This is a genomic window from Pseudonocardia sp. 2-7, from assembly GCF_056341085.1.
Window position 1 is genome coordinate 3200129 of sequence record NZ_CP094507.1, and the last position, 26440, is coordinate 3226568.

Sequence of the window (26440 nt, forward strand, 5' to 3'; positions counted from 1 at the left end):
CCTGGGGGCCGGGGCTCGGATCAGTGCGCCGCGGCGTCCCAGCTGCGGCCGGAGCCGACCGACACCTCCAGCGGCACCGACAGGTCGGCCGCGGCCGCCATCTCCCGGCGCACGAGCGCCTCCAGGGTCTCGCGCTCGCCGTCGGCGACCTCGAGGACGAGCTCGTCGTGCACCTGCAGCAGCATCCGGCTGCGCAACCCCTCGGCCTGCAGCGCCCGGTAGACCCCGAGCATCGCGACCTTGATGATGTCCGCCGCGCTGCCCTGGATCGGGGCGTTGAGCGCCATCCGCTCGGCCATCTCCCGGCGCTGCCGGTTGTCGCTGGTCAGGTCGGGCAGGTAGCGCCGCCTTCCCAGGATGGTGGCGGTGTAGCCGTCCTTGCGGGCCTGGTCGACGACTCCCGCGAGGTAGTCGCGCACCCCGCCGAACCCGGCGAAGTAGTCGTCCATCAGCCCCTTCGCCTCCTCGGTGGAGATCCGCAGCTGCCCGGACAGGCCGTAGGCCGACAGCCCGTAGGCCAGGCCGTAGTTCATCGCCTTGATCTTGGCGCGCTGCTCGGGCGACACCTCGGTCGCCGCGACGCCGAAGACCCGGGCGGCGGTCTCGGCGTGGAAGTCGTGCTGTGAGCGGAAGGCCTCGATCAGCGCGGCGTCCTCGGACAGGTGGGCCATGATCCGCATCTCGATCTGGCTGTAGTCCGCGGTGAGCAGCTCCGCGTACGGCGCGCCGTCGGGGCCGGACCCGACGACGAACGCGTCCCGGATCCGGCGCCCGGCGGCGGTGCGGATCGGCACGTTCTGCAGGTTCGGGTCGGTCGAGGACAGCCGGCCGGTCGCGGCGATCGTCTGCGAGTAGGTGGTGTGGATCCGGCCGTCCTCGGCGACGGACTTCATGAGCCCGTCGACGGTCACCTTGAGCCGGGTCGCGTCCCGGTGCTGCAGCAGGAACTGCAGGAACGGGTGCTCGGTCTGCTCGTAGAGGCTCGCCAGCGCGTCCGCGTCGGTGGTGTATCCGGTCTTGGTGCGCTTGGTCTTGGGCATCTCCAGCTCGTCGAACAGCACGACCTGCAGCTGCTTGGGCGAGCCGAGGTTGATCTCCTTGCCGATCACCTCGTAGGCCTGCCGCGCGGCCTCGCGGACCTGGGCGCCGAAGTCCGACTCCAGGTCGGACAGGGTCTCGCCGTCGACGGCGATCCCGGCCGCCTCGCAGTCGGCCAGCACGAACGCCAGCGGCAGCTCCAGGTCGGCCAGCAGCTCGCTGCCACCCCGCTCGGCGAGGTCGGCGTCGAGGGCGTCGGCGAGCTCGGCGATCGCCGAGGCCGCGAGCATCTCCTGCTCCGCGGCCCGGGTGTCGGCCTCCTCCTCACCGCCGAGCAGCGACAGCTGCCCGTCGGCGGGCTCCTCGGTGCGCAGCTCGCGGCGCAGGTAGCGCAGCGCGAGATCGGCCAGGTCGAACGTCCGCTGCCCGGGCTTGGCGAGGTACGCGGCGAGCGCGGTGTCGCTGGTCAGCCCGCCCAGGGTCCAGCCCCGCGCTCGCAGCGCGTGCAGCACCGCCTTCACGTCGTGCGCGGCCTTCGGCACGGACGCGTCGGCGAGCCAGTCGCCCAGGGCCGCCTCGTCGTCCGGGGTGAGGCCGGTCAGCGCGAGGTAGCCGGCGGCCGGGACACCGGCGGTGGCGCCGGCGGCCCGCTGCTCGACGGTCGGCTCCCCCGTGGCGAGCGCGATCCCGTCGAGGTCGCGCCCGGCGATCGGGCCGGTGACCCCGGCGAAGCTCACCGCGACCCGACGCCCGTCGCGGGCGTGGGCGTCGAGCCAGGCCCGCACCGCGCCGGGTGCGACGACCTCGCCGGAGACCTCGAAGCCGGACTCGGCCTCGGGCTCGGCGGAGGACAGGGTGGAGAACAGGCGCTCGCGCAGCACCCGGAACTCCAGCTCGTCGAACAGGCGGTGCACCGCGTCGCGGTCCCACGGGCGCAGCTCGAGCTCCTCGGGGGCGGCGCCGAGGTCGACGTCGCGCACCAGCTCGGTGAGCTGGCGGTTGAGCAGCACGTTCGCCAGGTTGGCCCGCAGGTTGTCCCCGGCCTTGCCCTTGACCTCGTCGACCCGGTCGGTGAGCTCGGCGAGCGAGCCGAACTCCCGGACCCACTTGGCCGCGGTCTTCTCCCCCACCCCGGGGATGGAGGGCAGGTTGTCCGAGGGGTCGCCGCGCAGCGCCGCGAAGTCCGGGTACTGGGTCGGGGTGAGCCCGTAGCGCTTGTCGACCTCGGCCGGGTCGATCCGGCCGAGGTCGGACACGCCGCGCTTGGGGTACAGGACGGTGACGTCGTCGGTGACCAGCTGGAACGCGTCGCGGTCGCCGGTGGTGATGAGCACCTGGTAGCCGCGCTCCTCGGCCTGGGTGGCGAGGGTGGCGATGAGGTCGTCGGCCTCGAACCCCTCGACGGCGAACACCGGGATGTTCAGCGCGGCCAGGACCTCCTTGATGAGGTCGATCTGGCCGCGGAAGTCGTCCGGCGTCGACGAGCGGTTCGCCTTGTACTCGGCGTAGCGCTCGGAGCGGAACGTCGTGCGCGACACGTCGAAGGCGACCGCGAGGTGGGTCGGCTCCTCGTCGCGCAGCAGGTTGATCAGCATCGAGGTGAAGCCGTAGACCGCGTTCGTGGTCTGCCCGGTACCGGTGCGGAAGTTCTCCGCGGGCAGCGCGAAGAACGCCCGGTAGGCCAGGGAGTGGCCGTCGAGCAGCAACAGGCGCGGCTTGGCCGGTGCCTTCTTCTTCGCCGAGGCCGACTTCTGGGTGCCCTGCGTCGCTGTGCTCATCGGCGGCGAGTCTAGAACCGACCCCCGACAGTGAACGCGGCCGCGCCCCGGGTGGGGACGCGGCCGCGTACGGACCTGCCGGGGCGACCTCAGCCGACCTCGGCCATGACCTCGTCGGAGACGTCGAAGTTGGCGTAGACGTTCTGGACCTCGTCGGAGTCCTCGAGCGCCTCGATCAGCTTGAAGACCTTCTTCGCACCGTCGGCGTCCAGCTCGACCTGCATCGACGGCACGAAGACCGCCTCCGCGGAGTCGTAGTCGATGTCGTTCTGCTGGAGCGCGGTCCGCACCGCGACGACGTCGGTCGGCTCGGAGACGACCTCCCAGCTCTCGCCGAGGTCGTTCACCTCCTCGGCACCGGCGTCGAGGACGGCCATCAGCACATCGTCCTCGGACAGCTCGGCCTTCGGCAGCACCACGACGCCCTTGCGCTGGAACAGGTACGCCACCGACCCCGGGTCGGCCATGGTGCCGCCGTTGCGGGTCATGGCCGTCCGGACCTCGGTCGCCGCCCGGTTCCGGTTGTCGGACAGGCACTCGACCAGCACCGCGACCCCGTTCGGGCCGTAGCCCTCATAGGTGATCGTCTGGTAGTCGGCGCCGCCGGCGTCGGCACCCGAACCACGCTTGACCGCACGGTCGATGTTGTCGTTCGGGACCGAGCTCTTCTTCGCCTTCTGGATGGCGTCGTAGAGCGTCGGGTTGCCGTCGGGGTCACCGCCGCCGGTCCGGGCCGCGACCTCGATGTTCTTGATCAGCTTGGCGAACATCTTGCCGCGGCGGGCGTCGATCACGGCCTTCTTGTGCTTGGTCGTCGCCCACTTGGAGTGACCGCTCATCGGCTCGTCTGCCCACCTCTCGTGCTCGCACCGCGCACGCGACGCGCGGTGAGGGGCAGGTCCGACGCCCCGCAGCGCGAGCTGCGGTCGGGTCGACCTGCGGGAACCCGTCAATGCTACCGACGACGCGGCTCCGCGCCGGGCCGGGCCCGCGCGCACCCCCCGTCACCGACACATGCATGATCGACTATGCTTCGCCACCACGTCCCGCCGGGAACCGGCGCGGACTACTCTGACAACCGTTATCGGCACCTGCACCGGGCGCCGGTCGCGAGAGGAGCGCACGTGTTCGGAGCAGTGGCAGGCAAGGCCGTCGGGCTCGTCGTGAGCGGGCTGGCCGGCGCGGTCGCCTACGACGGCGTCAAGAAGGTCGCGCGCTCCGGCGCCGTCCGCGAGGCCGCCGTCTCGATGACGACCTGGGGCCTCAAGGGCGCACGAGCCGCCGAGACCGGCGCCGAGAAGGCCCGGCTGGCGACCGCCGACATCGTCGCCGAGGCCCGCGGCCGCATCGGCGAGGAGGCCCCCGCCCCGGGCAACGGCCACGGGCACGGCCACGAGCACTGATCCCGGTCCTCCGGGCACGACGAGCGAGACGAGCGAGACCGTGAGCACCGACACCGCCGGCCCGGACGCCACCGTCCTCAGCGACGCCGCGGGCCGCATCCGCTTCGCCGTCCCGGCCCTGCGCGGGCGGACCGCGCTGGCCGTGGCCGTCGAGGACGAGCTGGACCACGTCGGCGGGGTGCGGCAGGTGCACGCCTACCCGCGCACCGGCAACGTCGTCGTCTGGTACCGCCCGGGCTGCGACCGGGTCGAACTCGTCGAGGCCATCGGCAAGGGCCTCGGCGCCGAGCCGGAGGCCACCGCGGCCCGCACCCCTCGCTCGGCCGACCAGCACAACGGGGAGCTGGCCCGGCTGGTCGTCGGCGGGGTCGCGCTCGCCGCGCTCGGCTTCCGCCGTTACGCGCTGCGCCGCCCGCCGCTGCTCGGGCCGGCCAGCCGCACCGTCGCCACCGGCGTAACGATCTTCACCGGCTACCCGTTCCTGCGCGGCGCGCTCCGCTCGCTGGCCGGCGGGAAGGGCGCGGGTACCGACGCGCTGGTGTCCGCGGCGACCGTCGCCAGCCTCGTGCTGCGCGAGAACGTCGTCGCGCTGACCGTGCTGTGGCTGCTCAACATCGGCGAGTACCTGCAGGACCTCACGCTGCGCCGCTCCCGGCGCGCGATCTCCGAGCTCCTGACCGGCGCCACCACCCGCACCTGGACCCGGCTGGCCGACGGCACCGAGATCGAGATCGACATCGCCGACCTGTCGGTGGGCGACGAGGTCGTGGTGCACGAGCGGATCGTGCTCCCGGTCGACGGCGAGGTCGTCGCCGGCGAAGGCGTGGTCGACCAGGCCGCGATCACCGGCGAGCAGCTGCCCGTCTCGGTCGCCCCCGGGGCCGTCCTGCACGCCGGGTCGGTGCTGCTGCGCGGCCGGATCGTCGTGCGCGCCACCGCCGTCGGGCAGGACACCGCGATCGGGCGGATCATCGACCGGGTCGAGCAGGCCCAGGGCGACCGCGCCCCGATCCAGACCGTCGGCGAGAACTTCTCCCGCCGGTTCGTGCCGGCCTCGTTCCTGCTCTCGGCGCTGACCCTGGTCGTCACCCGCGACGTGCGGCGCGCGATGACGATGCTGCTCATCGCCTGCCCGTGCGCGGTCGGCCTGTCCACCCCGACGGCGATCTCCGCGGCGATCGGCAACGGCGCGCGGCGCGGCATCCTCATCAAGGGCGGCGCGCACCTCGAGGCGGCCGGCCGGGTCGACGCGGTGGTGTTCGACAAGACCGGCACGCTCACCCAGGGCCGCCCGGTCGTCACCAACGTCATCTCCTTCCACGACGACTGGGCGCCCGAGCAGGTCCTGGCCTACGCCGCGTCGTCGGAGATCCACTCCCGGCACCCGCTGGCACAGGCGGTCATCCGCTCCACCGAGGAGCGGCGGATCGAGATCCCGCCGCACGAGGAGTGCGAGGTCCTGCTCGGCCAGGGCATGCGGGTCCAGGCCGACGGCCGGGTACTGCTCATCGGCTCACGCGACCTGCTCCGCGCCCAGGGCGTCACGGTCCCGCGCAAGGCGGCGGACTGGGTGCGGCGACTGCAGAAGGCCTCGGAGACCCCCCTGCTGCTCGCCGTCGACGGCGCGCTGGTCGGCCTGGTCTCGCTGCGCGACACCGTGCGGACCGAGGCCCGCGACGTGCTGGAGCGGCTGCGCGCCGACGGCGTCACCCGGATCGTCATGCTCACCGGCGACCACCCGCAGACCGCGAAGGCCGTCGCCGAGGAGCTCGGCATCACCGAGTACCGCGCCGAGGTCATGCCCGAGCAGAAGCAGGACGTGGTCCGGGCGCTGCAGGCGCAGGGCCACACCGTCGCGATGATCGGCGACGGCACGAACGACGCCCCCGCGCTGGCGCTGGCCGACATCGGGATCGCGATGGGCGTGGCCGGGACCGACGTGGCGGTCGAGACCGCGGACGTCGCCCTCGCCGCCGACGACCTCCACGCGCTGCTCGACCTGCGTGACCTGGGGCGGCGCTCGATCACCCTGATCCGGCAGAACTACGGCATGTCGATCGCGGTGAACGCGGCCGGGCTGCTGGTCTCCGCCGGCGGGGCGATGTCACCGGTGGTCGCGGCGATCCTGCACAACGCCTCCAGCGTCGCGGTCGTCGCGAACAGCTCCCGGCTGATCCGCTACCGGATCCCCGCAGGCGTGGCGACGACCGTCGTCGAGGGTGAGGTCGTCCGGTAGAAGGCCCGTGCGGCGGGGTGGAACAGCAGCACGACGGCGCCGACCACCTCGGCCACGTGCAGCCCGCGCAGCGCCGCCGCGACGAGCTCGGGCGCGGTCGCGGACACCAGGAACAGCCCGACCGAGCCCCCGTCGGCGAGGGCACGCACCGGTTCGACGACCAGTGAGGCCGTCCCGAGCACACCGAGCACGCCGAGGACGGTCCACCGGTACACGCCGTGCCCGGAGCGCAGCTGCAGCACGACCACGCCCAGGACCAGGTAAATCCCGGCGCGGACGGCCAGCTCCCCGGTCGTGGGCGGCACCGGTGCGGCCAGCCGGACCAGGGACTCGGCGAGCCCGGCCAGGATGGCGCCGAGCCACAGCGCCACGCTGAGGTCCACCGCGGAGGGCAGGACGGGGCGCGACCCGCTGGGCACGACGGTGGTGGTCATGCTCTCCAGGGTCCCCGCGCCGGGCCGGCCGGCCCACACGGCGCTCCCCCCGGTGGACCTGGGGTATCCCCCACCCCCGTGGGGGGTCAGCCTGCGGCGCGCACCATGTCGACGAACAGCGCGTGCACCCGCCGGTCCCCGGTCAGCTCGGGGTGGAACGACGTGGCGAGCACTGGGCCCTGCCGGATCGCGACCGCGCGCCCGGCCGCCTCACCGGCGTCGGCACCGGCGCTCGTGACGTCCGGGACGGAGGCGAGCACCTCGACGTCGCCGCCGGTCTTCTCCACCCACGGGGCGCGGATGAAGACCGCGTGCACCGGACCACCGATGAGCCCGGTGAAGTCCAGATCGGTCTCGAACGAGTCGACCTGGCGGCCGAAGGCGTTGCGCCGCACGACGACGTCGAGCCCGCCGAGCTGGTGCTGGTCGGGGCGGCCGTCGAGGATCTCCTCGGCCAGCAGGATCATGCCTGCGCACGATCCGTAGGCGGGCAGCCCGTCGCGGAGCCGGGCCCGCAGCGGCTCCAGCAGCTCGAAGGTGTCGAGCAGCTTGGACATGGTCGTCGACTCGCCGCCGGGCAGGACGATGCCGTCCACCGCGGCCAGCTCGGACGCACGGCGGACCGGCACGGCCTCGGCGCCCGCCGCGGTCAGCGCCGCCACGTGCTCGCGGACGTTGCCCTGCAGGGCCAGCACACCGATCCTCACCGCCATGCACGCCAGCCTAGACCCGTGCGACCTGCGGTAACCGCCCGTCCGGGGGTGAGCCGCGGCACCGTACGGCGGTGCCGCGCCCCGGGGTGCAGGACGGATCCTGGGCCTTCGCGCGGTGCCGGGCACGGCCCCGCCCGGGCACACGGGGGTGGGGCGTCATGGACATCGGAGCGACGGTGCGGGTCTTCCGGGCCGAACCCCTGGCTGCGCCGGGCGACCCGGACCGGGCGCCGGCGCACCCGCCGACCGATGGGGTGGCGACACCGGCCGCGCCGGTCCCGGACGGCATGCCACGGCGGGTCCCCGACCGGGCCGGTGAACCGGTGTGTGCCCCGCGCTGACACCGTCGGACGGCACCGCACCGGACGTCGCGGGCGTCGTCGTCGGCTGGCGGTGCTGGCGTGTCGCGGGCCCGCCCACCGCGCCGCGGCTGCGGTCCCCGGTGCACGTGGCCACCGAGTGGCCGCCCGGCGGCGCCCTCGCCGCGCACTGCGAGCTGCGCGGACACGAGGCACCGGACCCGGCCTGCACCTGCGGTGTGCACGCGGTCCGCGACCCGGCCCGGGTCGGCGGCGTCGGGTTCGGTCCCGGCACCGTGCTGGGCTGCGTCGCGCTGTGGGGTCTCGTCGTCGAGGGCGAGCACGGCTGGCGGGCCGGCGCCGGGGCACCGCTGGTGCTGTTCTGCGGGCCCGCGCTGGGCGACCCGGAGCGCAGCGGGCTGGCGCGGACCTACCGGATCGGGGTGCACCGGCTGCCGATCCCGGTCGCGACCACCGTCGAGCTGCCGCTCCCGGTCGCAACGGCGGGCGCGGTCCGTGCCGCCGCCGCCGAGGGCCGGGGCCTCGACGACGCCGCGGCCGCGTTCGTGACGGCCGTGCCCGTGCCGGACGCCCCGGCGCGCCCGGTGCGCGTGCCGCGACCCCGCCGGTTCGCGCTCGGGACGACGGCGGCGCTGGCCGTACTCGTCGCCGCGGCGGCCTCCCCCGCCGAGCACGTCCCCGTGCCCGCGCCGCCCGGGGTGGTCGTCCCCCGGTGAGCCGGTCAGCCCGCCTCGACCTCGCCGCGCTTCGCCTGCTTCGCGGCGGCACCGCGCAGCGCCTCGGCGACGGCCGGGGCCACGCTCGTGTCGAACACGCTCGGCACGATGAACGACGGGTTCGGCTCGGCGACGACGTCGGCGATCGCCTCGGCCGCGGCGAGCATCATCTCGTCGGTGATGTCGTGCGCCTGGGCGTCGAGCAGCCCGCGAAACACACCGGGGAACGCGAGCACGTTGTTGATCTGGTTCGGGTAGTCCGACCGGCCGGTCGCGACGACGGCGGCGTGCTTCATCGCCAGCGTCGGGTCGACCTCGGGGTCCGGGTTGGCCAGTGCGAACACGATCGAGTCGTCGTTCATGGTCCGCAGCTCGTCCTCGCCGAACAGGTTCGGCGCGCTGACCCCGATGAAGACGTCGGCCCCGACGAGCGCGTCGGCCAGGGTGCCCTGCTTGCCGTCCTTGTTGGTCTGCGCGGCGATCGAGACGAGGTTGTCGTCCATCCCCTCGCGTCCGGTGTGGACGATGCCGTCCACGTCGACCGCGACCACGTCGGCGGTCTGCTCCGAGCCGAGCAGCCGGATGATCGCCGAGCCGGCCGCGCCGACCCCGCAGACGACGACGCGGATGTCGGAGAACTTCTTGCCGACCACGCGCAGCGCGTTGCGCAGGGCGCCGAGGACGACGACGGCGGTGCCGTGCTGGTCGTCGTGGAAGACCGGGATGTCGAGCAGCTCGCGCAGCCGGCGCTCGATCTCGAAGCAGCGCGGCGCGGCGATGTCCTCCAGGTTGATGCCGCCGTAGCCGGGGGCGATCAGCTGGACGGTGCGGATGATCTCCTCGGTGTCCTGGGTGTCGAGGCAGACCGGCCAGGCGTCCACGTTGGCGAACTGCTTGAACAGCGCCGCCTTGCCCTCCATGACCGGCATCGCCGCGGCGGCGCCGATGTTGCCCAGGCCGAGCACCGCGGACCCGTCGGTGACGACGGCGACGGTGTTGCGCTTGATCGTCAGGCGCCGGGCGTCGGACGGGTTCTCCGCGATCGCCATCGACACCCGCGCGACGCCCGGGGTGTAGGCGCGCGACAGGTCGTCACGGGTGCGGAGGTTCACCTTGGACCGCACCTCGATCTTGCCGCCGAGGTGGAGCAGGAAGGTCCGGTCCGAGACCTTGCGGACCGAGAAGCCCTCGAGCTGCTCGATGGCCGTCTTGATCTCCTCGACGTGCTCGGTGTTGCGGGCGTTGACCGAGATGTCGACGACGAGACTCTCGGTGCGCGCCTCGACGACGTCGAAGGCGGTCACGACGCCACCGACCTGGCCGACGGCGGCGGTGAGGTCACCGGCCGAGGTGGGGTGGGCGGGGGCGTCGACGCGTGCGGTGATGGCGTAACCGGGACCGGGAATGGACACGGCCCGGAACAGTACCGCCGGGAGTGTGGTTACCGTGGCGTCAACGATGTGATGACGCGCGTCACCGCTCGTCGGCGTCGTCCGCGGGGATCCGCGGCAGCGGCCCGGTGGGGGCGTCGGCGACGGCCATCTTGGCCGCCGAGTCGGTCGGGGCGTGCCCCCCGAGGGCGGCCAGCGCGGTCTCGTTGCCGACGTCGGCGCCGGCCCGTTCGGACAACAGCCAGCGCACCTCCAGCAGGTCGCAGTACGCCTGCACCGGATCGCCGGCACCGCCGAGCGCGGTGTGCGCGCGGGCCGATCCGGGCTCGAGGCAGTGGTCGATCCAGCTGCGGGCGGCCGCGCGCTCCGACACCGGGTGACCGGTGCGCCGCTGCATCCAGTCGCGGTGGGCGTTGAGGTCGCCGAGCAGGATCCGGGCCTGGCCCTCCCCCACGCCGACACCGGTCAGCCTGCGCAGCGTCTCGGAGTGGTAGTTGCGGTCGCCGACGGCGATGTGCAGCCGCGACCGGCCGTCGCCGATCGGGAGCAGGGACACCTCGTCGACGGCGAAGCCCAGGTCGTTGAGCTCGCGGATGGCGCCCTCGACGCGGTAGCGGTCGCCGAAGGCGAAGACCGGCGAGGTGTGCAGCGCCTCCCACAGCTCCCGGTAGCGCTCGGGCAGGGCGGTCGCCTCGTCGATGAGCTGCGGGATCATCTCCGGCGGGCGCTCCAGCGAGGTCGCGAGGTCGATCATCCCGGCGGCGACGTTCTCGACCAGGATCGTCACGTCGTGCTCGCGCTGACCGTCGGACAGGCCGTCCGGGTGCACCTCGCTGGTCTCGGCGTCGACGAGGAAGGCCTGCAGGGTCTGCCCGTCGCGGGTGAACAGGGTGTTGTTGAGCGAGCAGTCCCCCCAGAACACGCCGTGCCGGTGCAGCTCGACCAGCAGCGAGATCATCGCGTCGAACAGCCGGGCGCGGTGCCGCGGCCGGTTCGGGGGCAGCCGCAGGAACAGCCTGCGGTACTGCCAGGACCCGGCGAGGTAGCGGGTCACCAGGATCGCGGTCTCGTGCGCCGGCTGGTTCACCAGCCCGGCCGGGCGGACCGCGGGCAGGCACTGGTGCTCGAGGCGCCGCAGCACGTCGTACTCGCGACGGGCGATCCGCTCCGGCATGTCCTTGAGCGCCCACAGTGCACCGTCGGCCTCGACGAAACGGACGAGGTGCCGGCTGGGGCCGACCTCCATGTCGCGCAGCGGGACCCGCATCTCGTCCCACCGTTCCAGCGGCTCGTTCCAGGGCAGCGCGATCAGCTCGGGGCCGGGGGCCCGCAGCACCAGCTCCGGCGGCGCGTCCATTCAGGACACCCCCCGCACGCCGCGGGCCGGTGGGGCGGTGGAGCCGCGGATGACCAGCCGGGTCGGCAGGGTCGCGACCGGTTCGACCGGCTCGCCGGCCAGCGTCGCCAGCGCCATCCGGGCCGCGACGGCACCCTGCTCGGCCGCCGGCTGGGCCACGGTGGACAGATCGGTCAGCGCGGCCAGCGGGTGGTCGTCGATACCGATGACCGACACGTCGCCGGGCACCGCGAGCCCGGCCCGGCGCAGCGTGCCGACGGCGCCGAGGGCGACCTCGTCGGTGTGGGCGTAGACCGCCGTCGGCGGGTCGGACAGCCCGAGCAGCTCCCCCATCGCCCGCGCCCCGCCCTCCGGGCTCCAGGGCACGCTCACCGTCAGGGCGGGGTCGTGTTCCACGCCGGCGTCGGAGAGCGCCGTCCGGTAGGCGGCGGCACGCCCCTCGGGCTGGCCCGGGTCGAGTTCCGGGTCGGTGGTGACGATCATCCCGATCCTCCGGTGTCCGAGGTGGAGCAGGTGGTCGACGGCCTGGCGACCGGCGACGTACTCGTCGATCGACACCGAGGGGTGGTTGCCGATCCGGGTCCCCGCCGACACGATGCCGACGCCGATCCGCTCCAGCCGGGCGCGCTCGGCGTCGTCGACGCCGAACCCCAGCAGCACGACGGCGTCGGCACGCCGGCGGGCGGGCAGCTCGGCGAAGAACGCGCGCCGGGCCGCGGCGTCGCCCAGGTGGTAGAGCAGCACGTCGCGCCCGGCCTCGCGCACCACCTCGGACAGCCCCTCCAGCGCCGCCCCGAACCACCACCGCGACAGGTGCGGGACGACGACGGCGATCCGCCCCGTCGTGCCCCGCGCGAGCCCGGAGGCGTCCGGGCTCACGACGTACTCCAGGGCGCGCGCGGCCTCCCACACGCGGGCGCGGGTGGCCTCGGCGACGTGGGGGTGATCGCTGAGCGCGCGTGACGCGGTGGCCGGTGAGACCTTGGCCAGCCGGGCCACGTCGGCCAGGTTGACCGGTTCGGGCACGACACATGTATGCCCAAAGCTGGAAGCGATTGCAAGAGCGGATGTTATCCGACTGCGCTGGACCATCGCCTGTGGATCAGTAAGGATCGTCGCCGACCAGCCCGATTGCTGTGAGCCTTGACACTCCCGGGTGAAGGGCTCACAGTCTCGGTTGGAAACGCTTCCAACGTCGCCGACGAGCGACGGGACTCAAGCAGCGGTATCGGACACGGGAGTTCGGAGTTGACCATGCGTCGCACACGGTGGAGGAGGACGCTGGCCGCCGGTGCGGCCACCGTCGCCCTCGCCCTGCTGGCGGGCTGCGGAGGCGCACCCGCGGGCCCGCCGGTCCTCAACTGGTACATCAACCCCGACGACGGCGGGCAGGCGGAGATCGCCCAGCGCTGCTCGGCGGCGTCGAACGGGCAGTACCAGATCGCGGTGTCGGTGCTGCCGCGCCAGTCCGCGGAACAGCGTCAGCAGCTGATCCGCCGGCTCGCGGCCAACGACAGCTCGATCGACATCATGTCCATCGACCCGCCCTACATCCCCGAGTTCGCCGAGGCGAAGTTCCTGGCCCCGGTGCCCGAGGAGGTCGCGCAGCGGACCACCGCCGGGATCGTGAACTCCGCGAAGGAGGGCGCGAGCTGGAACGGCGAGCTCGTCACGGTGCCGTTCTGGGCCAACACCCAGCTGCTCTGGTACCGCAAGTCGCAGGTCGCCGGCACCGGGCTGGACCTGTCGAAGCCGGTCACCTGGGACCAGGTCGTGCAGACCGCGCAGGCCAAGAACTCGATCATCGCCGCGCAGGGCATCCGCGCGGAGTCGCTGACCGTCTGGCTGAACGCGCTGGTCGAGGGCGGCGGCGGGCAGATCGTCACCAACGCCTCGCCGCAGAACCCGGAGGGCGTCCAGCTCGGCCTGGACTCCCCCGCCGCGACGAAGGCCGCCGAGATCATGAAGGCGGTCTCGGCCGTCGGTGGTCCCGGCTTCTCGACCAACTCCGAGGACGAGAACTCCAACGCCTTCCAGTCCGGTGACGCGATGTTCCAGGTGAACTGGCCGTTCGTCTGGGGCAAGGTCAACAGCGCCGTCGAGGAGGGGACCGTCCCCCAGTCCACGCCGGACGACTTCGGCTGGGCGCTCTACCCGCAGACCGAGGCCGGCAGGCCCTCGGCCCCGCCCTACGGCGGCATCAACCTCGGCGTCGGTGCCTTCAGCAAGCACACCGACCTGGCCTACCAGGCCACCGAGTGCATCACCTCGACCGAGAACCAGAAGCAGTACTTCCTCACCAACGGCAACCCGGCCGCCCGGATCTCGGTGTTCACCGACCCGGACGTGGTGAAGAAGTTCCCGATGGCCCCGGTCATCGCGCAGTCGCTGCAGCAGGCCAAGCCGCGCCCGCAGACGGCGTACTACAGCGAGGTCTCCGAGTCCATCCAGCGCACCTACCACCCGACCGCGGGCATCGACCCGCCGACCGTCGGCCCCGCGACCGCCGCGCTGATCAAGGCGGTCCTCGCCAAGGAGGAGCTGCTGTGACCACGACGACCGAGCGGCCCGGGACCGGGACCGGGGCCTCCCCGGCCCCGCGCGGTGCCAGTGACCGCAGCCGGGCCGAGCAGAAGCTCGGCTGGTACCTCGCGGGCCCGGCGTTCGCCGTGATGCTGCTGGTGACGGCCTACCCGATCATCCAGGCCGTCTACTACTCGCTGTTCGACTACCGGCTGACCGACCCGGACAACATCTCCTTCGTCGGCCTGAAGAACTACGCGGTCATCCTCACCGACTCGATCTGGTGGACATCGTTCGGCGTCACGGTGTTCATCACCGTGGTCACCGTCGCGGTCGAGCTGGTCCTGGGCTTCCTGCTCGCGCTGGTCATGATGAACGCGCTCAAGGCGATCCGGCCGGTGCTGCGCGCCGCGATCCTGATCCCCTACGCGGTCATCACGGTCGTGTCGGCGTTCGCCTGGCAGTACGCGTTCTCCCTCGACTCGGGCTTCGTGAACTCCTGGTTCGGCTGGCTGCCCGGGATCTCGGCCGACACCGACTGGTTCGGCTCGACCGGCTCGTCGCTGTTCGTGATCTGCCTGGCCGAGATCTGGAAGACCACCCCGTTCATCTCGCTGCTGCTGCTCGCGGGTCTGGCCCAGGTGCCCGACGTGCTGCAGGAGGCCGCCCGCGTCGACGGCGCGACCTGGTGGCAGCGGATGTGGAAGGTCACCCTCCCGAACATGAAGGCGGCGATCATGGTCGCCCTGCTGTTCCGGACCCTGGACGCGTTCCGCGTGTTCGACTCGGTGTTCGTGATGACGGCCGGGGCGAACAGCACCGAGACGGTGTCGTTCCTGGCCTACCGCCAGACCATCGCCCGCGTCGAGATCGGACTCGGCTCCGCGGTGTCGGTGCTGCTGTTCCTGTCCGTCGTGATCATCTGCATCGGGTTCATCAAGGGGTTCAAGGTCGACCTGTCCCAGGCCCGAGGGGAGAAGTGATGTCCACCCGCGAGAGAGTCCTCTGGATCGTCGCCGGCATCGCGATCGTCGTCTACGCCCTGTTCCCGGTGGGCTGGATCGTGTCGCTGTCGCTGAAGTCGAGCGACGACATCGCCAACAAGCAGTTCCTCCCGACCTCGGTGTCGTGGAGCAACTACGAGCAGATCCTCGTCGGGGACGCGGCCGGGCTGTTCCTGCCCGCGCTGCGCAACTCCTTCGGCATCTGCATCATCGCGACGTTCCTGGCGTGCGTGCTGTCGATGTTCGCCGCCTACGCGATCGCCCGGCTCGACTTCCGGGGCAAGAAGCTGATCCTGTCGACCGCGCTGGCGGTGGCGATCTTCCCGGTCATCTCGATCGTGACGCCGCTGTTCAACCTGTGGCGCCAGATCGGGCTCTACGACACCTGGCCCGGCCTGATCATCCCCTACCTGTCGCTGACCCTGCCGCTGTCGATCTGGACCATGTCGGCGTTCTTCCGCGAGATCCCGTGGGAGATGGAGCAGGCCGCGCAGGTCGACGGCGCCACCACCTGGCAGGCGTTCCGCAAGGTGATCGTCCCGCTGGCGACGCCCGGGGTGTTCACCACCGCGATCCTGGCGTTCTTCATCGCCTGGAACGACTTCGCCTACGGCATCTCGCTGACCTCGACCGGCGCGTCCCGCCCGGTCCCGGCCGCGCTGGGCCTGTTCTCCGGGGCCTCGCAGTTCGAGTCGCCCAACGGCCCGATCGCCGCCGCCGCCGTGATCGTGACCATCCCCGTCGTCGTGCTCGTCCTGCTGTTCCAGCGGCGCATCGTCGCCGGTCTGACCAACGGCGCCGTCAAGGGCTGACACCCCGTACACAGAGAGAGGAACCGACCGGCCATGGCGTCGATCGAGATGAAGAACATCGTCAAGAAGTACGGGGACGGCTTCCCGGCCGTGAACGACGTGAGCATGGACATCGCCGACGGCGAGTTCATGATCCTCGTCGGCCCGTCCGGCTGCGGGAAGTCGACACTGCTGCGGATGATCGTCGGTCTGGAGGACATCACCTCCGGCGACATGGTCATCGCCGGCAACCGCGTCAACGACAAGGCCCCGCGGGACCGCAACCTGTCGATGGTGTTCCAGAACTACGCGCTCTACCCGCACCTGTCGGTCTTCGAGAACATCGCGTTCCCGCTGCGCCTGGCCAAGGCGCCCGAGGACGAGATCAAGCAGAAGGTCGACACCGCGGCGAAGGTCCTGGAGCTGCAGGAGCACCTGCAGCGCAAGCCCGCGAACCTGTCCGGCGGTCAGCGCCAGCGGGTCGCGATGGGTCGTGCCATCGTCCGTGACGCCGACGCGTTCCTGTTCGACGAGCCGCTGTCCAACCTGGACGCGAAGCTGCGCGGGCAGATGCGCACCGAGATCGCCCGCCTGCAGCGCCGCCTCGGTATCACCACCGTCTACGTCACGCACGACCAGACCGAGGCGATGACCCTCGGTGACCGGGTCTGTGTCCTGCGCAAGGGCGTCATCCAGCAGGTCGCCTCGCCGCGCGAGCTCTACGAGCAGCCGGTCAACCTGTTCGTCGCCGGATTCATCGGGTCGCCGCCGATGAACTTCCTGCCCGCGACCGTGGCCGGGAACAAGCTGGAGACGCCGTTCGGCCCGATCGAGCTCGACGCCGCGCGCGCCGAGAAGGTCGCCGGACGCGAGCTGGTGCTGGTCGGCATCCGGCCGGAGTACTTCGAGGACGCCTCCCTGGTCGACGAGGCCAAGCGCCACGTCGGGTCGACCTTCACCGCGAAGGTCGACGTGACCGAGTGGCTGGGCGACTCGCAGTACGCCTACATCCCCTACGAGGCCCCGGCCGAGGTGGAGACCAAGCTCAAGGAGCTGTCGCGGGAGCTCGACGCCGATCAGCTGCGTACGCAGGCGATCGTGTCGATCGACTCGACCAGCCGGATCCGGGAGGGCCGCGACGCCGAGTTCTGGCTGGACGCGCGGAAGATCCACGTGTTCGACCCGGAGTCGGGCGAGAACCTGACCCGCGACCCCGAGGCCGGAGCCGAGCTGACCCGGCTCGCGGCCGAGGACCGCGCCGAGCAGGTGGCCCAGGCCCGCAGCCGGGACTGAGGCGCCGCCCCCGTCGCCCCCAGGGGAACTCTCGTGGCTTAGAGCGCTACGAGAGTTCCCCTGGGGGCACCCCGGAGGGGTCAGAGGGCGCGGACGTCGCGCCGGTAGCGGGTCTCGGCGACCCCGGCGAGGGTCCGCGCCATCACGGCGAACACGAAGCGCTGCGACGGGTAGGCCGCCAGCCATCCCAGCCGCCCGGCCATCCCGCGTGGGGTGAACCGCAGGGTCTGGGTGTAGCGGCTGGTCAGCCGGTCGGTCGGGGTGACGGTGAGCTCGAGCCGGGCGTCGCCGGGGAGCCGGTCCGCGGCGCGCAGCACCAGCCGCCGCCCCGGTTCGACGGTCTCGACGGTCCAGCGGTCCAGGGGCTCTCCCGGGACGAGGCGGGCCGGGCCGTCGCCGTGCCGGCGCGGGACGACACCGGGCCCACCGGCGAGGACGTCGAGGTGGCCGGTCAGCGTCGCGACGCCCGGGACGGTGTACCAGCCGTGCGGGCCGCCGAGTGTCTCGATCACCGACCAGACGGCGCGGGCGGGAGCGGCGACGTCGTGGGTGTCGGTCGTCGACCACTCCAGCGGACCGGTGCCGGGCGGGTCGGAGGGCCCCGGCCCGGCCGCGCCGACGCCGTCGAGGGCGCGGCGGACCGCCGTGCGGTACGGGGTCCGGCCGCCGGGCGGGGTGCCGATGAGCGCGTCGAGGGCCGCGAGGTCGTCGGGGTCGGCCACCAGCTCGTGACGCATGGACTCGACCAGCGGCTCGGCCAGCCCGCGGCCGACCGGGGTGAGCGCGGCGACGGCGCGGGCGGTGAGCCGCGGCGCGGACAGCGGGACGGGCACCGGGAACGGCCGCAGCAGTCCTGCCTCGGCGGCGAACTCGCTCATCAGGGACCGGTAGGTGTGCACGTCGGGACCACCGACGTCGAACGCCCGGTCCACCCCGGCGGGCAGGTCGAGGCAGCCGACGAGGTCGTACAGCACGTCGTCGACGGCGATCGGCTGGATCCGGTTCCAGGCGCGGTCGGGCAGCGGCAGGACCAGCGGACCGCCCATCGCGGTCTCGGTGAGGTGCCGGATCATCTCGAAGCTGGCCGAGCCGGTGCCGACGACGATCCCGGCCCGCAGCACGGCGGTCGGGACGGGCCCGGCGAGCAGGATGTCCCCGACCTCGCGGCGCGAGGACAGGTGCTGCGACACCCGCCGGGTGCCGGCCTCGGGCTGCAGCCCGCCCAGGTAGACGATGCGGCGTACACCGGCCGCGGCGGCGCCGTCGGCCAGCGCGTGCGCGGCGGTGCGGTCGCGGTCGGCGTAGCCGGGGCCGTCCATGGCGTGCACCAGGTGGACGACGGCGTCGACACCCTCGCAGGCCCGGCGCACGTCGGCCGGTTCCCGGGCGTCGCCACGGACCGCGTCGACCGCCTCCCCCCACGGGTGCGCGGCCAGCTTGCCCGGGGTGCGGGCGAGCACCCGGACGTCGTGGCCGGCGTCGAGCAGGCGCGGGACGAGCCGGGAGCCGACGTAGCCGGTGGCGCCGAGGACGAGCACGTGCATGGGTCGATCCTCGCGGTCCCCGGCGCGGGGCGCGCGCCGGGGTGACGACCGGCTCAGGCGATCCCGGCCAGCCGCAGCCCGGCCGTCGTCGCCGCGGCGAGGACGACGACCAGCACGAACGGCACCCGCAGCAGCAGCGCACCGGCGGCCACGGCGACCCCGGCCGGGCGGGCCCAGCCGGCGAACCCGGCCCCCTCGAACCAGGTGCCGGTCGCGACGAGCGCGACGAGCAGCCCGACCGCTCCCAGCTCGACCAGGCGCACGGTGCGCGGGGACAGGGCGACCCGGTCGTGCAGGACCAGCGGCAGCAGCCGCATGAGGTAGGTCCCGCCGGCGAGGACGAGCAGCGCGGCGACGGTCACGGCTGCTCCCCCGTGGTCCGGCCGGCCGCGCCGACGCCGAGCAGGCCGGCCAGCACGGGCAGGCCCGCGGGCAGGAACGGCGCGCAGGCCAGCGACAGGGTGGCGGCGGCTGCGCCGACCCGACGGGCGTCGACCCGGCGCAGCATCGGGACGAGCATGGCCAGCAGCGCGGCCGGGAAGGCGGCGTCGAGCCCGAACGCGGCCGGGTCCGGCACGCTCGCCCCGAGCACCAGACCGGCCGCGGTGCCGAGCTGCCAGCAGAGGTACTTCGCGACGCCGAGGATGCGGAACGCGCGCCATCCCCGCCCGGGGACGTCGGTGCGGGCCAGCACGAACGCCGTCGACTCGTCGGTGACGACGTGCGCCGCGGGCAGCCGCGCCCAGCCTCCGCCCAGGTGACGGGCCAGGGCCAGGCCGAACGGCAGGTGCCGCAGGTTGAGCACCAGCCCCGCGGCGACGGCGGCCCACACACCGCCCCCGGCGGCCAGCACTCCGGTGACGAGCAGCTGGGCGCCGCCCGCGAACACGAGCAGCGACATCGCCATCGTCATGGCCGGGGACAACCCGGCGGCCGGCGCGAGCGCGCCGAAGGAGACCCCGACGACGGCGACGGCCACCGAGATGGTGACGGCGTCGCGGACGTCCCCGCGGGTCGTTCGCTGTATCGAACGCATGCCCGATACAGTGAACAACAGCGGCTGTGTTCGTCAAGTCGAACGAGGAGACCGATGAATCGAACGCCTGGGCCACCGCTCGCGACGATCGCGGCGGCCATCCGCCGGGAACGGGAGCGCCTCGGCATCTCCTCGGCCGAGCTCGCCCGCCGGGCGGGCATCGCGAAGTCGACGTTGTCGCAGCTGGAGGCGGGGACCGGGAACCCGAGTGTGGAGACGCTCTGGGCGATCGCGGTCGTCGCCGAGGTCCCGTTCAGCGCGCTGGTGGAGCCGCCGTCGTCGACGGTGCGGGTGGTGCGGTTCGCCGACCGTCCCGCGATCCGGTCGGAGGAGGCCGCCTACACCGGAGCACTGCTGTCCCCGTGCCCACCGGGGGCGCGCCGCGACCTGCACCTGGCCACCTGCGAGCCGGGGCCGCCCCGGGCCGCCGACGCGCACTCCCCCGGCACCGTCGAGCACGTGGTGGTGTCGGCGGGCCGGTGGGTGATCGGGCCGGAGGGCGAGGAGGTCGAGCTGGATCCGGGGGACCATCTGACGTTCCCGGCCGACCGCCCGCACTCCTACCGCGCGCTCACCCCGGGCGCGACCGCGGTGATGGTCATGGAGTACCGCTGATCACGTGCCGCTCGCGCCGCGGGTCGCCGAGCCGGGCTCCCGGTCCGGACCGCCCTCGGTGATGCGGTGCAGCAGTCCGTCGAGGAGCCCCTCGTCGTCGCCGCCCGCGTCGCCGGAGCCGTCCCCGCCCTTCCCGGACTCGGGCAGCGCGTACTGGCGGACCCAGTCGACCTGCATCTGAGAGGGCTTCACGTCACCGCCGCCCTTGGGGAACCAGTCGAGCTGGATCGTCAGGTGCATCGGCCCGGGAGGCAGGACCGAGGTGTCGTCGGTGTGCCACCACTGCTTGCCGTCGACGAAGGCGGTCACACCCTTCGGCGTCCACTCGACCGCCCAGTTGTGCCACTGGGTCGCGTCGATGTCGACCGAGCCCTGGACCTGGGAGTTGTCCTCGCCGTAGTGCAGGAACAGGTTGGTCCTCTGCCGGGTGTGGTCGGTCATCTCCATGAAGTCGATCTCACCGCCGACCGGGAAGTTCTCGGCGGTGGGCCACAGCAGCAGCAACGCGTTGTACGACGGGTCCGACACGGGCGCACGCACCCGGCCCTCCCAGCGGCCGTACTTCTGGCTGCCGTCCGACCAGGCCATGCCGCCGGTGGTGCCGTCGGCGTCGCCGTCGATGGTGAGCAGGCCGTCCTTCACCGAGATCGCCGACGGGGAACGGGTCCCCTTGCCGGCGTGGCCGGGTCCGTCGTAGGGGCTCCAGCCGGTGAGGGCGTCGCCGTCGAAGTCGTCGACCTTGGTGGGCTCGCCCCAGCCGTGCGCGACGGCGGCGGTGGTCGCCGCGCCCGGGTAGGACGGGGCCGCCGGGGCCGCGCCGGCGGTGCAGTCCACGGGGGCGGGGGTCGCACCGGGGGCCGGTTCGCCGGCCGGGGTGGTCGCGGCGCCGCCGGACGCCGTGCCCGGGGTCGCGTTCGCCGAGGTCGTGTCGGCGGGTGACCCCGGGGCGCCTGCCCGGTCGCCCTGATCGCCGGCCGGACCGCGGTCGCCGTTCGGAGCGCCGTCCCCGCCCGATGTCGTGTCGTCGCCCGAACCCGGGTCGGAGGTCGTGCCGTCTCCGGGGCTTTTGTCGCCGCCGGAACCCTGGTCGTCGCCGGAGCCCTGGTCGCCGCCCGGCGTCCGGTCATCGGTGGAGTCCTGCGTCGTGTCGCCGGTGCCGGAGTCGCCCGCGCCCGATGTCGTGTCGCCGGAGTCCCCACCGGAACCCGAGCCCTGGTCCGAGCCGGAGCCGGAGCCGGAGCCGGAGCCGGAGCCTCGATCGTCACCCGAACCGGACCCCGCGTCGTCCCCCGAGCCGCCCGATCCCGACGATCCCCCGTCGCCGCCGGAGCCGGAGTCGTCGCCGCCCGAGCCGCCGTCGCCGCGCCCCGACCCGTCGCCCGAGGAGCCGTGGTCGCCACCGGAGGAGCCGTGGTCGTTCGAGGAGCCCTGGTCGTCGCCCGAGCCGCCCCCGGAGGGGCCGTCCCCCTCGGGCCCGGCCGCCCCGGGGGCGGCGGAGGCGCCGGGCTTCCCCGACCCGGCGCTTCCGTCACCACCGGTGGCCGGACCACCCGAACCGGCTCCCCCACCCGGGGCGGTGCCGGCCGTGGGGCAGTCCGCGGTCGTCGTCGCACCCGGTCGGCCGTCCCCGGTGTCCGCGAACGCCGCAGCCGGAAAGCTGATCAACATCGCGGCGGCGATCGCCACGACCCTCACAGAGCGTCCCATCAGGCTCCTCCGTAACAGTGGTCTCCTGATCCCCACGGAACGCTAGATGCCACAGAGTCACCACGAGCACCTGTGTCACCACATCGAGTAGGCAACCCCTCCACCGAGCGACCGCGGAACGTGGCCGGAACGGACACCCCACGCGTCCGAGGGACCGATCGGGTCACCGGACCGTGGCCCGCACCCGGTCCCGTCCCCCGCCACACGGGTTCCGGCGCGGCCGCACGGGTCCGGACCCGTGCGGCGCACGGGAACCTGCGCGGCAGTGGGGCCGGGAACGGCGAGAGCCCCGTCCGGCGCTGTGCCGGACGGGGCTCTCGGGGCGGAGCGGAGGAGTGCTTACCAGCCGCGAGCGGCGTAGCGCTGCTCCTCGGGGATGTCGGCGATGTTGATGCCGACCATGGCCTCGCCGAGACCGCGGGAGACCTTGGCGATCATCTCGGGGTCGTCGTGGAAGGTCGTGGCCTTCACGATCGCCGACGCGCGCTGCGCCGGGTCGCCGGACTTGAAGATGCCGGAGCCGACGAACACGCCCTCGGCGCCGAGCTGCATCATCATCGCGGCGTCGGCCGGGGTCGCGATGCCACCCGCGGTGAACAGCACGACCGGCAGCTTCCCGGTGCGGGCCACCTCGGCGACCAGCTCGACCGGGGCGCGCAGCTCCTTGGCCGCGATGTAGAGCTCGGCGGCGTCGAGCGAGGCGAGCCGGCCGATCTCGGCGCGGATCGAGCGCATGTGCCGGGTGGCCTCGACGACGTTGCCGGTGCCGGCCTCACCCTTCGAGCGGATCATCGCCGCGCCCTCGGAGATGCGGCGCAGGGCCTCACCGAGGTTGGTGGCACCGCAGACGAACGGGGCGGTGAAGCTCCACTTGTCGATGTGGTGGGCCTCGTCGGCCGGGGTCAGCACCTCGGACTCGTCGATGTAGTCGACGCCGAGGGACTGCAGGACCCGGGCCTCGACGAAGTGGCCGATGCGGGCCTTCGCCATGACCGGGATGGACACGGCCTCGACGATGCCGGTGATCATGTCCGGGTCCGACATGCGGGCCACGCCGCCGTTGGCACGGATGTCGGCCGGGACGCGCTCCAGGGCCATGACGGCGACGGCGCCGGCGTCCTCGGCGATCTTGGCCTGATCCGGGGTGACGACGTCCATGATCACGCCGCCCTTCAGCATCTCGGCCATCCCGCGCTTCACCCGCGCGGTGCCGTGCTGCGGACCGGCGGTGTCGGGGGTGTTCTCAGCTGCGGACACGGGTGATCGGAGCTCCTCACATGACGGTCGGACTGCGTGGCGATTCTACGTGAGGTCGCGCAGGTGAACGCGGCGGTTCCGGATCGGCGATCTCGAAGTACACCGGCTCCGGTGCGGTGCCGTGCAGCCGCAGCATCCGCACCAGCCGCCGGGACCGCAGGGCACGGGTGTCGCGGACGGCGTCGTTGTGCACCCGGCGGGCCAGCACGACCAGTGCCTCGGCATCGGCGAGGTCGTCGCAGGGCCCCGGCCGGCCCGGCCCCCGCCCGACGACGGCGAGCTGCCTGGTCAGGGCGTTCTCCGCGGCCTCGCGGGCGGCGCGGCTCCCGGCCGGGTCCCGGCCGTCCGGGGCCGGAGCGGGCAGTGCCCGCGCGGCGACGGCGGCCTGTCGCAGGTCCGGCGGTGCGGCGGGACCGAGGGCGTCGGCGACGGCGAGCGCGATCCGGGCCCGGGAGTCCAGCGCCGCGGCGAGCCCGGCCCGGGCGGCGTCGACCCGCACGTGCAGCCGGTGCAGGCGCCGGACCCGTGTCACGCACCACAGGGTGAGAGCCGCCACCAGCAGCGTCGCGAGGACCACTCCCCCGGCGACGACGGCCGCGCTCACCGCGCGCCCCCGCGCACGAGCGGCCGTGGCGCGCCGGCGATCGCGGCCCGGTACACACGCAGCACGTCGGAGGCCACGACCGGCCAGTCGTAGCGCTGCGCCCGGTCCCGCCCGGCGGCGGCGAACCGGGCGCGGGCGGTCCCGTCGTCGAGCAGGCGGGTGAGCGCGGCGGCCAGGGCGGCGTCGTCGCCGGGTGGGAACAGTGCACCGGCGCGGCCGTCGTCGAGCACGGCACGGAAGGACTCGAGGTCCGCGGCCAGCACCGGGGCGCCCGCGGCCATCGCCTCGGTCAGCACCATCCCGAAGCTCTCCCCGCCGCGGTGCGGTGCGCAGAACACCGCGACCGAGCGCAGCGCGGCGGCCTTGGTCGCCTCGTCGACCGGACCGAGCAGGTCGATCCGGCCCGCCAGGCCCGGTCCCGCGGCGCGCCGCAGCCGGTCGCCGTCGCCACGGCCGACGACGAGCAGCCGCACGTCCGGGCGCTCGGCGACGATCCGGCGCAGCGCCGCCAGCAGCACCGGCATGCCCTTGCGGGGCTCGTCGAAGCGGCCGACGTAGCCGACCCGCACCGCGGGCGGCAGGTCCAGTGCCGGCCCGTGCGCGAACCGGGCGACGTCGACGCCGTTGGGGATCTCGGTGGCGTCGCCGCCCAGGTGCTCGACCTGGACCCGGCGGGCGGTCGCCGACACCGCGATCCGCGCCGTCACCCGCTCCAGCAGGGGGCGCGCCACGGGTCCGAACGCGGCGAGGACCCGGGACCGCTCGGTGGAGGTGTGGAAGGTCGCGACGACCGGCCCGCGGGCGTCGAGCAGCGCGAGCGCCGACACCGACGGGGTCGTGGGCTCGTGGACGTGCAGCACGTCGAAGTCGTGCGCGGCGAGCCAGCGCCGGGTGCGGTGGCGGGTCAGCGGGCCGAACGCGACGCGGGCGACGGAGCCGTTGTAGGGGACGCCGACGGCCCGCCCGGCCGGGGTGACGAACTCGGGCGCGGTGCCGGTCGTCGGGGCCAGCACCTCGACCGTGTGCCCGAGCGCGCGCAGCGCGGCGGCCAGGTCCAGGACATGGCGCTGCACTCCCCCGGCGACGTCGAGGGAGTACGGGCAGACGATCCCGATCCTCATCCCGTGCCGACCGGCTGGAGCATGTGCCAGTCCCACGGGCGGCGGGCGATCATGTCGCCGAACGCGTCGGCGAGGTGCTGGACGGCACCGGGACCGGGCGGGACGGGCGCGCCCACCTCGACGCCCCAGGCGTCGTCGGTGAAGTAGGGGTAGGCCGGGTGGAGCGCGGCGCCGGTGAGCCGGGCGAGCCGCGCAGGGCCGGACGGCAGCCGGGCGGGTCCCCCGAGGAACGTCACGCCGGTCCCGGTGCCGGTCAGGTCGCGGTCGGCGACCAGGCAGACGACCCCGCCGCGGCGCAGCCGCCCGGTCAGCGCGCGGTGTGCGGCGCGGGGGTCGTCGGCGGTCACGACCTCGAACCCGAGCGCGCGCCGGTAGGCGAGGAACCGGCGAAACAGGGCCTCGGGGCGCAGCCGCTGCACGACGGTGGTCAGCGCCGGTTCGAGCCCGAGCCGGTCGAGCTCGCGCAGCAGGTAGAGCCCGGCGAGGTCCCAGTTGCCGGCGTGCGGGAGGGCGAACACGACCCCGCGCCCGGACCGGGTGGACGCCAGCGCACCGGCGACGCCGTGGGCGTGCGGGTGCATCGCGGCGTGCACCGCGGCGGGGTCGAGGCCGGGCAGTGCGAACGCCTCGCGCCAGTAACGGGCGTAGCTGCGCATCCCGGCGGCGACCAGTGCGTCGAGCTCGGCGGGGGTCGCGTCGGGTCGGGCCCGGCGCAGGTTGTGCCGCAGCCGTCGTACCCCGGGGCCGTCGCGGCGGACCGCGAGCGCGGCGCCGGCGTCGAACACCCGTGCGGCGACGCCGGCCGGGAGCCGCCCCGCGACCCGCCAGCCCGCCGCGTACCCGGCGGCGCCCAGCGCGTCGGTGGTGCGCGTCCGCAGGTCAGGCACGCGGTGCCTCGCGGGAGCTGTGCCGTACCGCCAGGATCCGCTGGCCGAGGGTCACCGCTGTCCCGATCGCCAGCACGACGAGGGTGACGGTCAGCGCCCACGGCACCCCGATGCCGGACAGGAACGCCCCGACCAGGCCGAGGATGAGCCGTTCGGCGCGTTCGACGAGGCCGCCCTCGGCGGTGAGCCCGACGGACTCGGCGCGGGCCTTGACGTAGGACACGATCTGGCCGCCGACCAGGGCCACCAGCGCGGCGGCACCCGCCAGGGGCTCGGCCCCGCCGGTCAGCGCCCACCAGGCGAGCCCGGCGAACAGGGCGCCGTCGACGATCCGGTCGCAGGTGGAGTCGAGCACCGCCCCGAACGGGGTGCCGTGCCCGCGGGCGCGGGCCATCGCGCCGTCGATCAGGTCGGTCAGCACGAACAGGGTGACCAGCACCGCGCCGAGGGCCAGCCGGCCGGTCGGCAGGAACGCCAGCGAGCAGGCCACGGCCCCGACGGTGCCGAGCACGGTCACGGTGTCCGGGCTGACACCGCGGTCGATCAGGGCCCGCCCGACGGGGTCGGTGAGCCGGTTGACGTGCGCGCGGGCGAACAGGTTCAGCATCGGCGGCTGCGTGCTCCCGTGCAGGACGGTGGCGGTGGGGGACGCTGCCAGCGTAGTCCGACACC

At 73.7% G+C, this 26440-nt stretch carries 24 protein-coding genes; 8 read left to right on the forward strand and 16 right to left on the reverse strand.

Going from position 1 to position 26440, the window contains the following annotated elements:
- Positions 1-20: 20 nt before the first annotated feature.
- Together polA and MTO91_RS15525 are read right to left on the reverse strand one after the other, a co-directional pair.
- The gene (gene polA, locus MTO91_RS15520; protein WP_476651646.1) at positions 21-2816 is read right to left on the reverse strand and encodes a DNA polymerase I; all 2796 of its coding nucleotides are present in this window, start codon (positions 2814-2816) and stop codon (positions 21-23) included.
- Positions 2817-2905: 89 nt separating this feature from the next.
- Entirely contained in the window at positions 2906-3655 is a 750-nt protein-coding gene (locus MTO91_RS15525) for a YebC/PmpR family DNA-binding transcriptional regulator (RefSeq protein ID WP_208823674.1), read from the reverse strand.
- Between the two features lie 285 nt (positions 3656-3940).
- On the opposite strand from MTO91_RS15525, the gene MTO91_RS15530 reads away from it, so the two are divergent.
- Entirely contained in the window at positions 3941-4219 is a 279-nt protein-coding gene (locus MTO91_RS15530) for a DUF1490 family protein (protein WP_224402295.1), read from the forward strand.
- A gap of 40 nt (positions 4220-4259) precedes the next feature.
- Positions 4260-6455 carry a heavy metal translocating P-type ATPase gene (locus MTO91_RS15535; RefSeq protein ID WP_405416779.1) on the forward strand — a complete coding sequence of 732 codons (2196 nt, stop codon included), beginning with the start codon at positions 4260-4262 and terminating at the stop codon, positions 6453-6455.
- Here MTO91_RS15535 and MTO91_RS15540 read toward each other — a convergent pair.
- Together MTO91_RS15540 and pdxT are read right to left on the reverse strand one after the other, a co-directional pair.
- The gene (locus tag MTO91_RS15540) at positions 6398-6889 is read right to left on the reverse strand and encodes a hypothetical protein (RefSeq protein WP_157818205.1); all 492 of its coding nucleotides are present in this window, start codon (positions 6887-6889) and stop codon (positions 6398-6400) included. The genes MTO91_RS15535 and MTO91_RS15540 overlap by 58 nt on opposite strands.
- Positions 6890-6975: 86 nt before the next feature.
- Positions 6976-7602, reverse strand: coding sequence for a pyridoxal 5'-phosphate synthase glutaminase subunit PdxT (pdxT, locus tag MTO91_RS15545; protein ID WP_073574646.1), 627 nt, complete (start codon positions 7600-7602; stop codon positions 6976-6978).
- Positions 7603-7927: 325 nt separating this feature from the next.
- Between pdxT and MTO91_RS15550 the strand changes: the two genes are divergently transcribed.
- Entirely contained in the window at positions 7928-8638 is a 711-nt protein-coding gene (locus tag MTO91_RS15550; protein WP_476651648.1) for a hypothetical protein, read from the forward strand.
- A gap of 5 nt (positions 8639-8643) precedes the next feature.
- Here MTO91_RS15550 and MTO91_RS15555 read toward each other — a convergent pair whose 3' ends face one another.
- The 3 genes from MTO91_RS15555 to MTO91_RS15565 form a co-directional block, all read right to left on the reverse strand.
- On the reverse strand, positions 8644-10050 hold the full coding sequence (locus MTO91_RS15555) for an NAD-dependent malic enzyme (protein WP_476651649.1): 1407 nt from the start codon (positions 10048-10050) through the stop codon (positions 8644-8646).
- Positions 10051-10111: 61 nt separating this feature from the next.
- On the reverse strand, positions 10112-11386 hold the full coding sequence (locus MTO91_RS15560; RefSeq protein WP_405416776.1) for a DUF4032 domain-containing protein: 1275 nt from the start codon (positions 11384-11386) through the stop codon (positions 10112-10114).
- The gene (locus MTO91_RS15565) at positions 11387-12412 is read right to left on the reverse strand and encodes a LacI family DNA-binding transcriptional regulator (protein ID WP_476651651.1); all 1026 of its coding nucleotides are present in this window, start codon (positions 12410-12412) and stop codon (positions 11387-11389) included. It abuts the gene before it with no gap.
- Positions 12413-12640: 228 nt separating this feature from the next.
- Between MTO91_RS15565 and MTO91_RS15570 the strand changes: the two genes are divergently transcribed.
- The 4 genes from MTO91_RS15570 to MTO91_RS15585 are packed head-to-tail and all read left to right on the forward strand — an operon-like array spanning position 12641 to position 16997.
- A complete protein-coding gene (locus MTO91_RS15570; protein ID WP_251782337.1) occupies positions 12641-13936 on the forward strand; it encodes an extracellular solute-binding protein in 1296 nt (431 codons plus the stop codon).
- Complete coding sequence (locus MTO91_RS15575) at positions 13933-14892, forward strand: carbohydrate ABC transporter permease (protein WP_062395722.1); 960 nt, start codon at positions 13933-13935, stop codon at positions 14890-14892. The genes MTO91_RS15570 and MTO91_RS15575 overlap by 4 nt, the downstream gene beginning before the upstream one ends.
- Positions 14892-15725 carry a carbohydrate ABC transporter permease gene (locus MTO91_RS15580; RefSeq protein WP_062403183.1) on the forward strand — a complete coding sequence of 278 codons (834 nt, stop codon included), beginning with the start codon at positions 14892-14894 and terminating at the stop codon, positions 15723-15725. The genes MTO91_RS15575 and MTO91_RS15580 overlap by 1 nt, the downstream gene beginning before the upstream one ends.
- Positions 15726-15758: 33 nt before the next feature.
- Positions 15759-16997 carry an ABC transporter ATP-binding protein gene (locus MTO91_RS15585; protein ID WP_405416774.1) on the forward strand — a complete coding sequence of 413 codons (1239 nt, stop codon included), beginning with the start codon at positions 15759-15761 and terminating at the stop codon, positions 16995-16997.
- Positions 16998-17077: 80 nt separating this feature from the next.
- On the opposite strand, the gene MTO91_RS15590 is transcribed toward MTO91_RS15585, so the two are convergent.
- The 3 genes from MTO91_RS15590 to MTO91_RS15600 are packed head-to-tail and all read right to left on the reverse strand — an operon-like array spanning position 17078 to position 19577.
- Positions 17078-18541 carry a DUF2867 domain-containing protein gene (locus MTO91_RS15590; protein WP_346107223.1) on the reverse strand — a complete coding sequence of 488 codons (1464 nt, stop codon included), beginning with the start codon at positions 18539-18541 and terminating at the stop codon, positions 17078-17080.
- A gap of 53 nt (positions 18542-18594) precedes the next feature.
- Positions 18595-18903, reverse strand: coding sequence for an AzlD domain-containing protein (locus MTO91_RS15595; protein WP_062395725.1), 309 nt, complete (start codon positions 18901-18903; stop codon positions 18595-18597).
- On the reverse strand, positions 18900-19577 hold the full coding sequence (locus MTO91_RS15600) for an AzlC family ABC transporter permease (protein ID WP_346107225.1): 678 nt from the start codon (positions 19575-19577) through the stop codon (positions 18900-18902). The genes MTO91_RS15595 and MTO91_RS15600 overlap by 4 nt, the downstream gene beginning before the upstream one ends.
- 54 nt (positions 19578-19631) lie before the next feature.
- Between MTO91_RS15600 and MTO91_RS15605 the strand changes: the two genes are divergently transcribed.
- On the forward strand, positions 19632-20192 hold the full coding sequence (locus MTO91_RS15605) for a helix-turn-helix domain-containing protein (RefSeq protein WP_405416773.1): 561 nt from the start codon (positions 19632-19634) through the stop codon (positions 20190-20192).
- Here MTO91_RS15605 and MTO91_RS15610 read toward each other — a convergent pair whose 3' ends face one another.
- The 6 genes from MTO91_RS15610 to pgsA form a co-directional block, all read right to left on the reverse strand.
- Positions 20193-21899 (reverse strand): glycoside hydrolase family 16 protein, encoded by a 1707-nt coding sequence (locus MTO91_RS15610; protein WP_476651653.1) that lies wholly within the window; start codon positions 21897-21899, stop codon positions 20193-20195.
- Between the two features lie 339 nt (positions 21900-22238).
- Positions 22239-23156, reverse strand: a complete 918-nt coding sequence (pdxS, locus tag MTO91_RS15615; RefSeq protein ID WP_073574636.1) for a pyridoxal 5'-phosphate synthase lyase subunit PdxS — start codon at positions 23154-23156, stop codon at positions 22239-22241.
- A 16-nt stretch (positions 23157-23172) separates the two neighbouring features.
- Positions 23173-23760 (reverse strand): NUDIX hydrolase, encoded by a 588-nt coding sequence (locus MTO91_RS15620; RefSeq protein WP_476651655.1) that lies wholly within the window; start codon positions 23758-23760, stop codon positions 23173-23175.
- Positions 23757-24881: a glycosyltransferase family 4 protein gene (locus tag MTO91_RS15625; protein ID WP_251782331.1), complete on the reverse strand. Its 1125-nt coding sequence runs from the start codon at positions 24879-24881 to the stop codon at positions 23757-23759. Before MTO91_RS15625 ends, MTO91_RS15620 begins: the two co-directional genes overlap by 4 nt.
- A complete protein-coding gene (locus MTO91_RS15630) occupies positions 24878-25768 on the reverse strand; it encodes a phosphatidylinositol mannoside acyltransferase (protein ID WP_476651656.1) in 891 nt (296 codons plus the stop codon). Before MTO91_RS15630 ends, MTO91_RS15625 begins: the two co-directional genes overlap by 4 nt.
- Complete coding sequence (gene pgsA / locus MTO91_RS15635; RefSeq protein WP_208823641.1) at positions 25761-26375, reverse strand: phosphatidylinositol phosphate synthase; 615 nt, start codon at positions 26373-26375, stop codon at positions 25761-25763. Before pgsA ends, MTO91_RS15630 begins: the two co-directional genes overlap by 8 nt.
- Between the last annotated feature and the right edge of the window lie 65 nt (positions 26376-26440).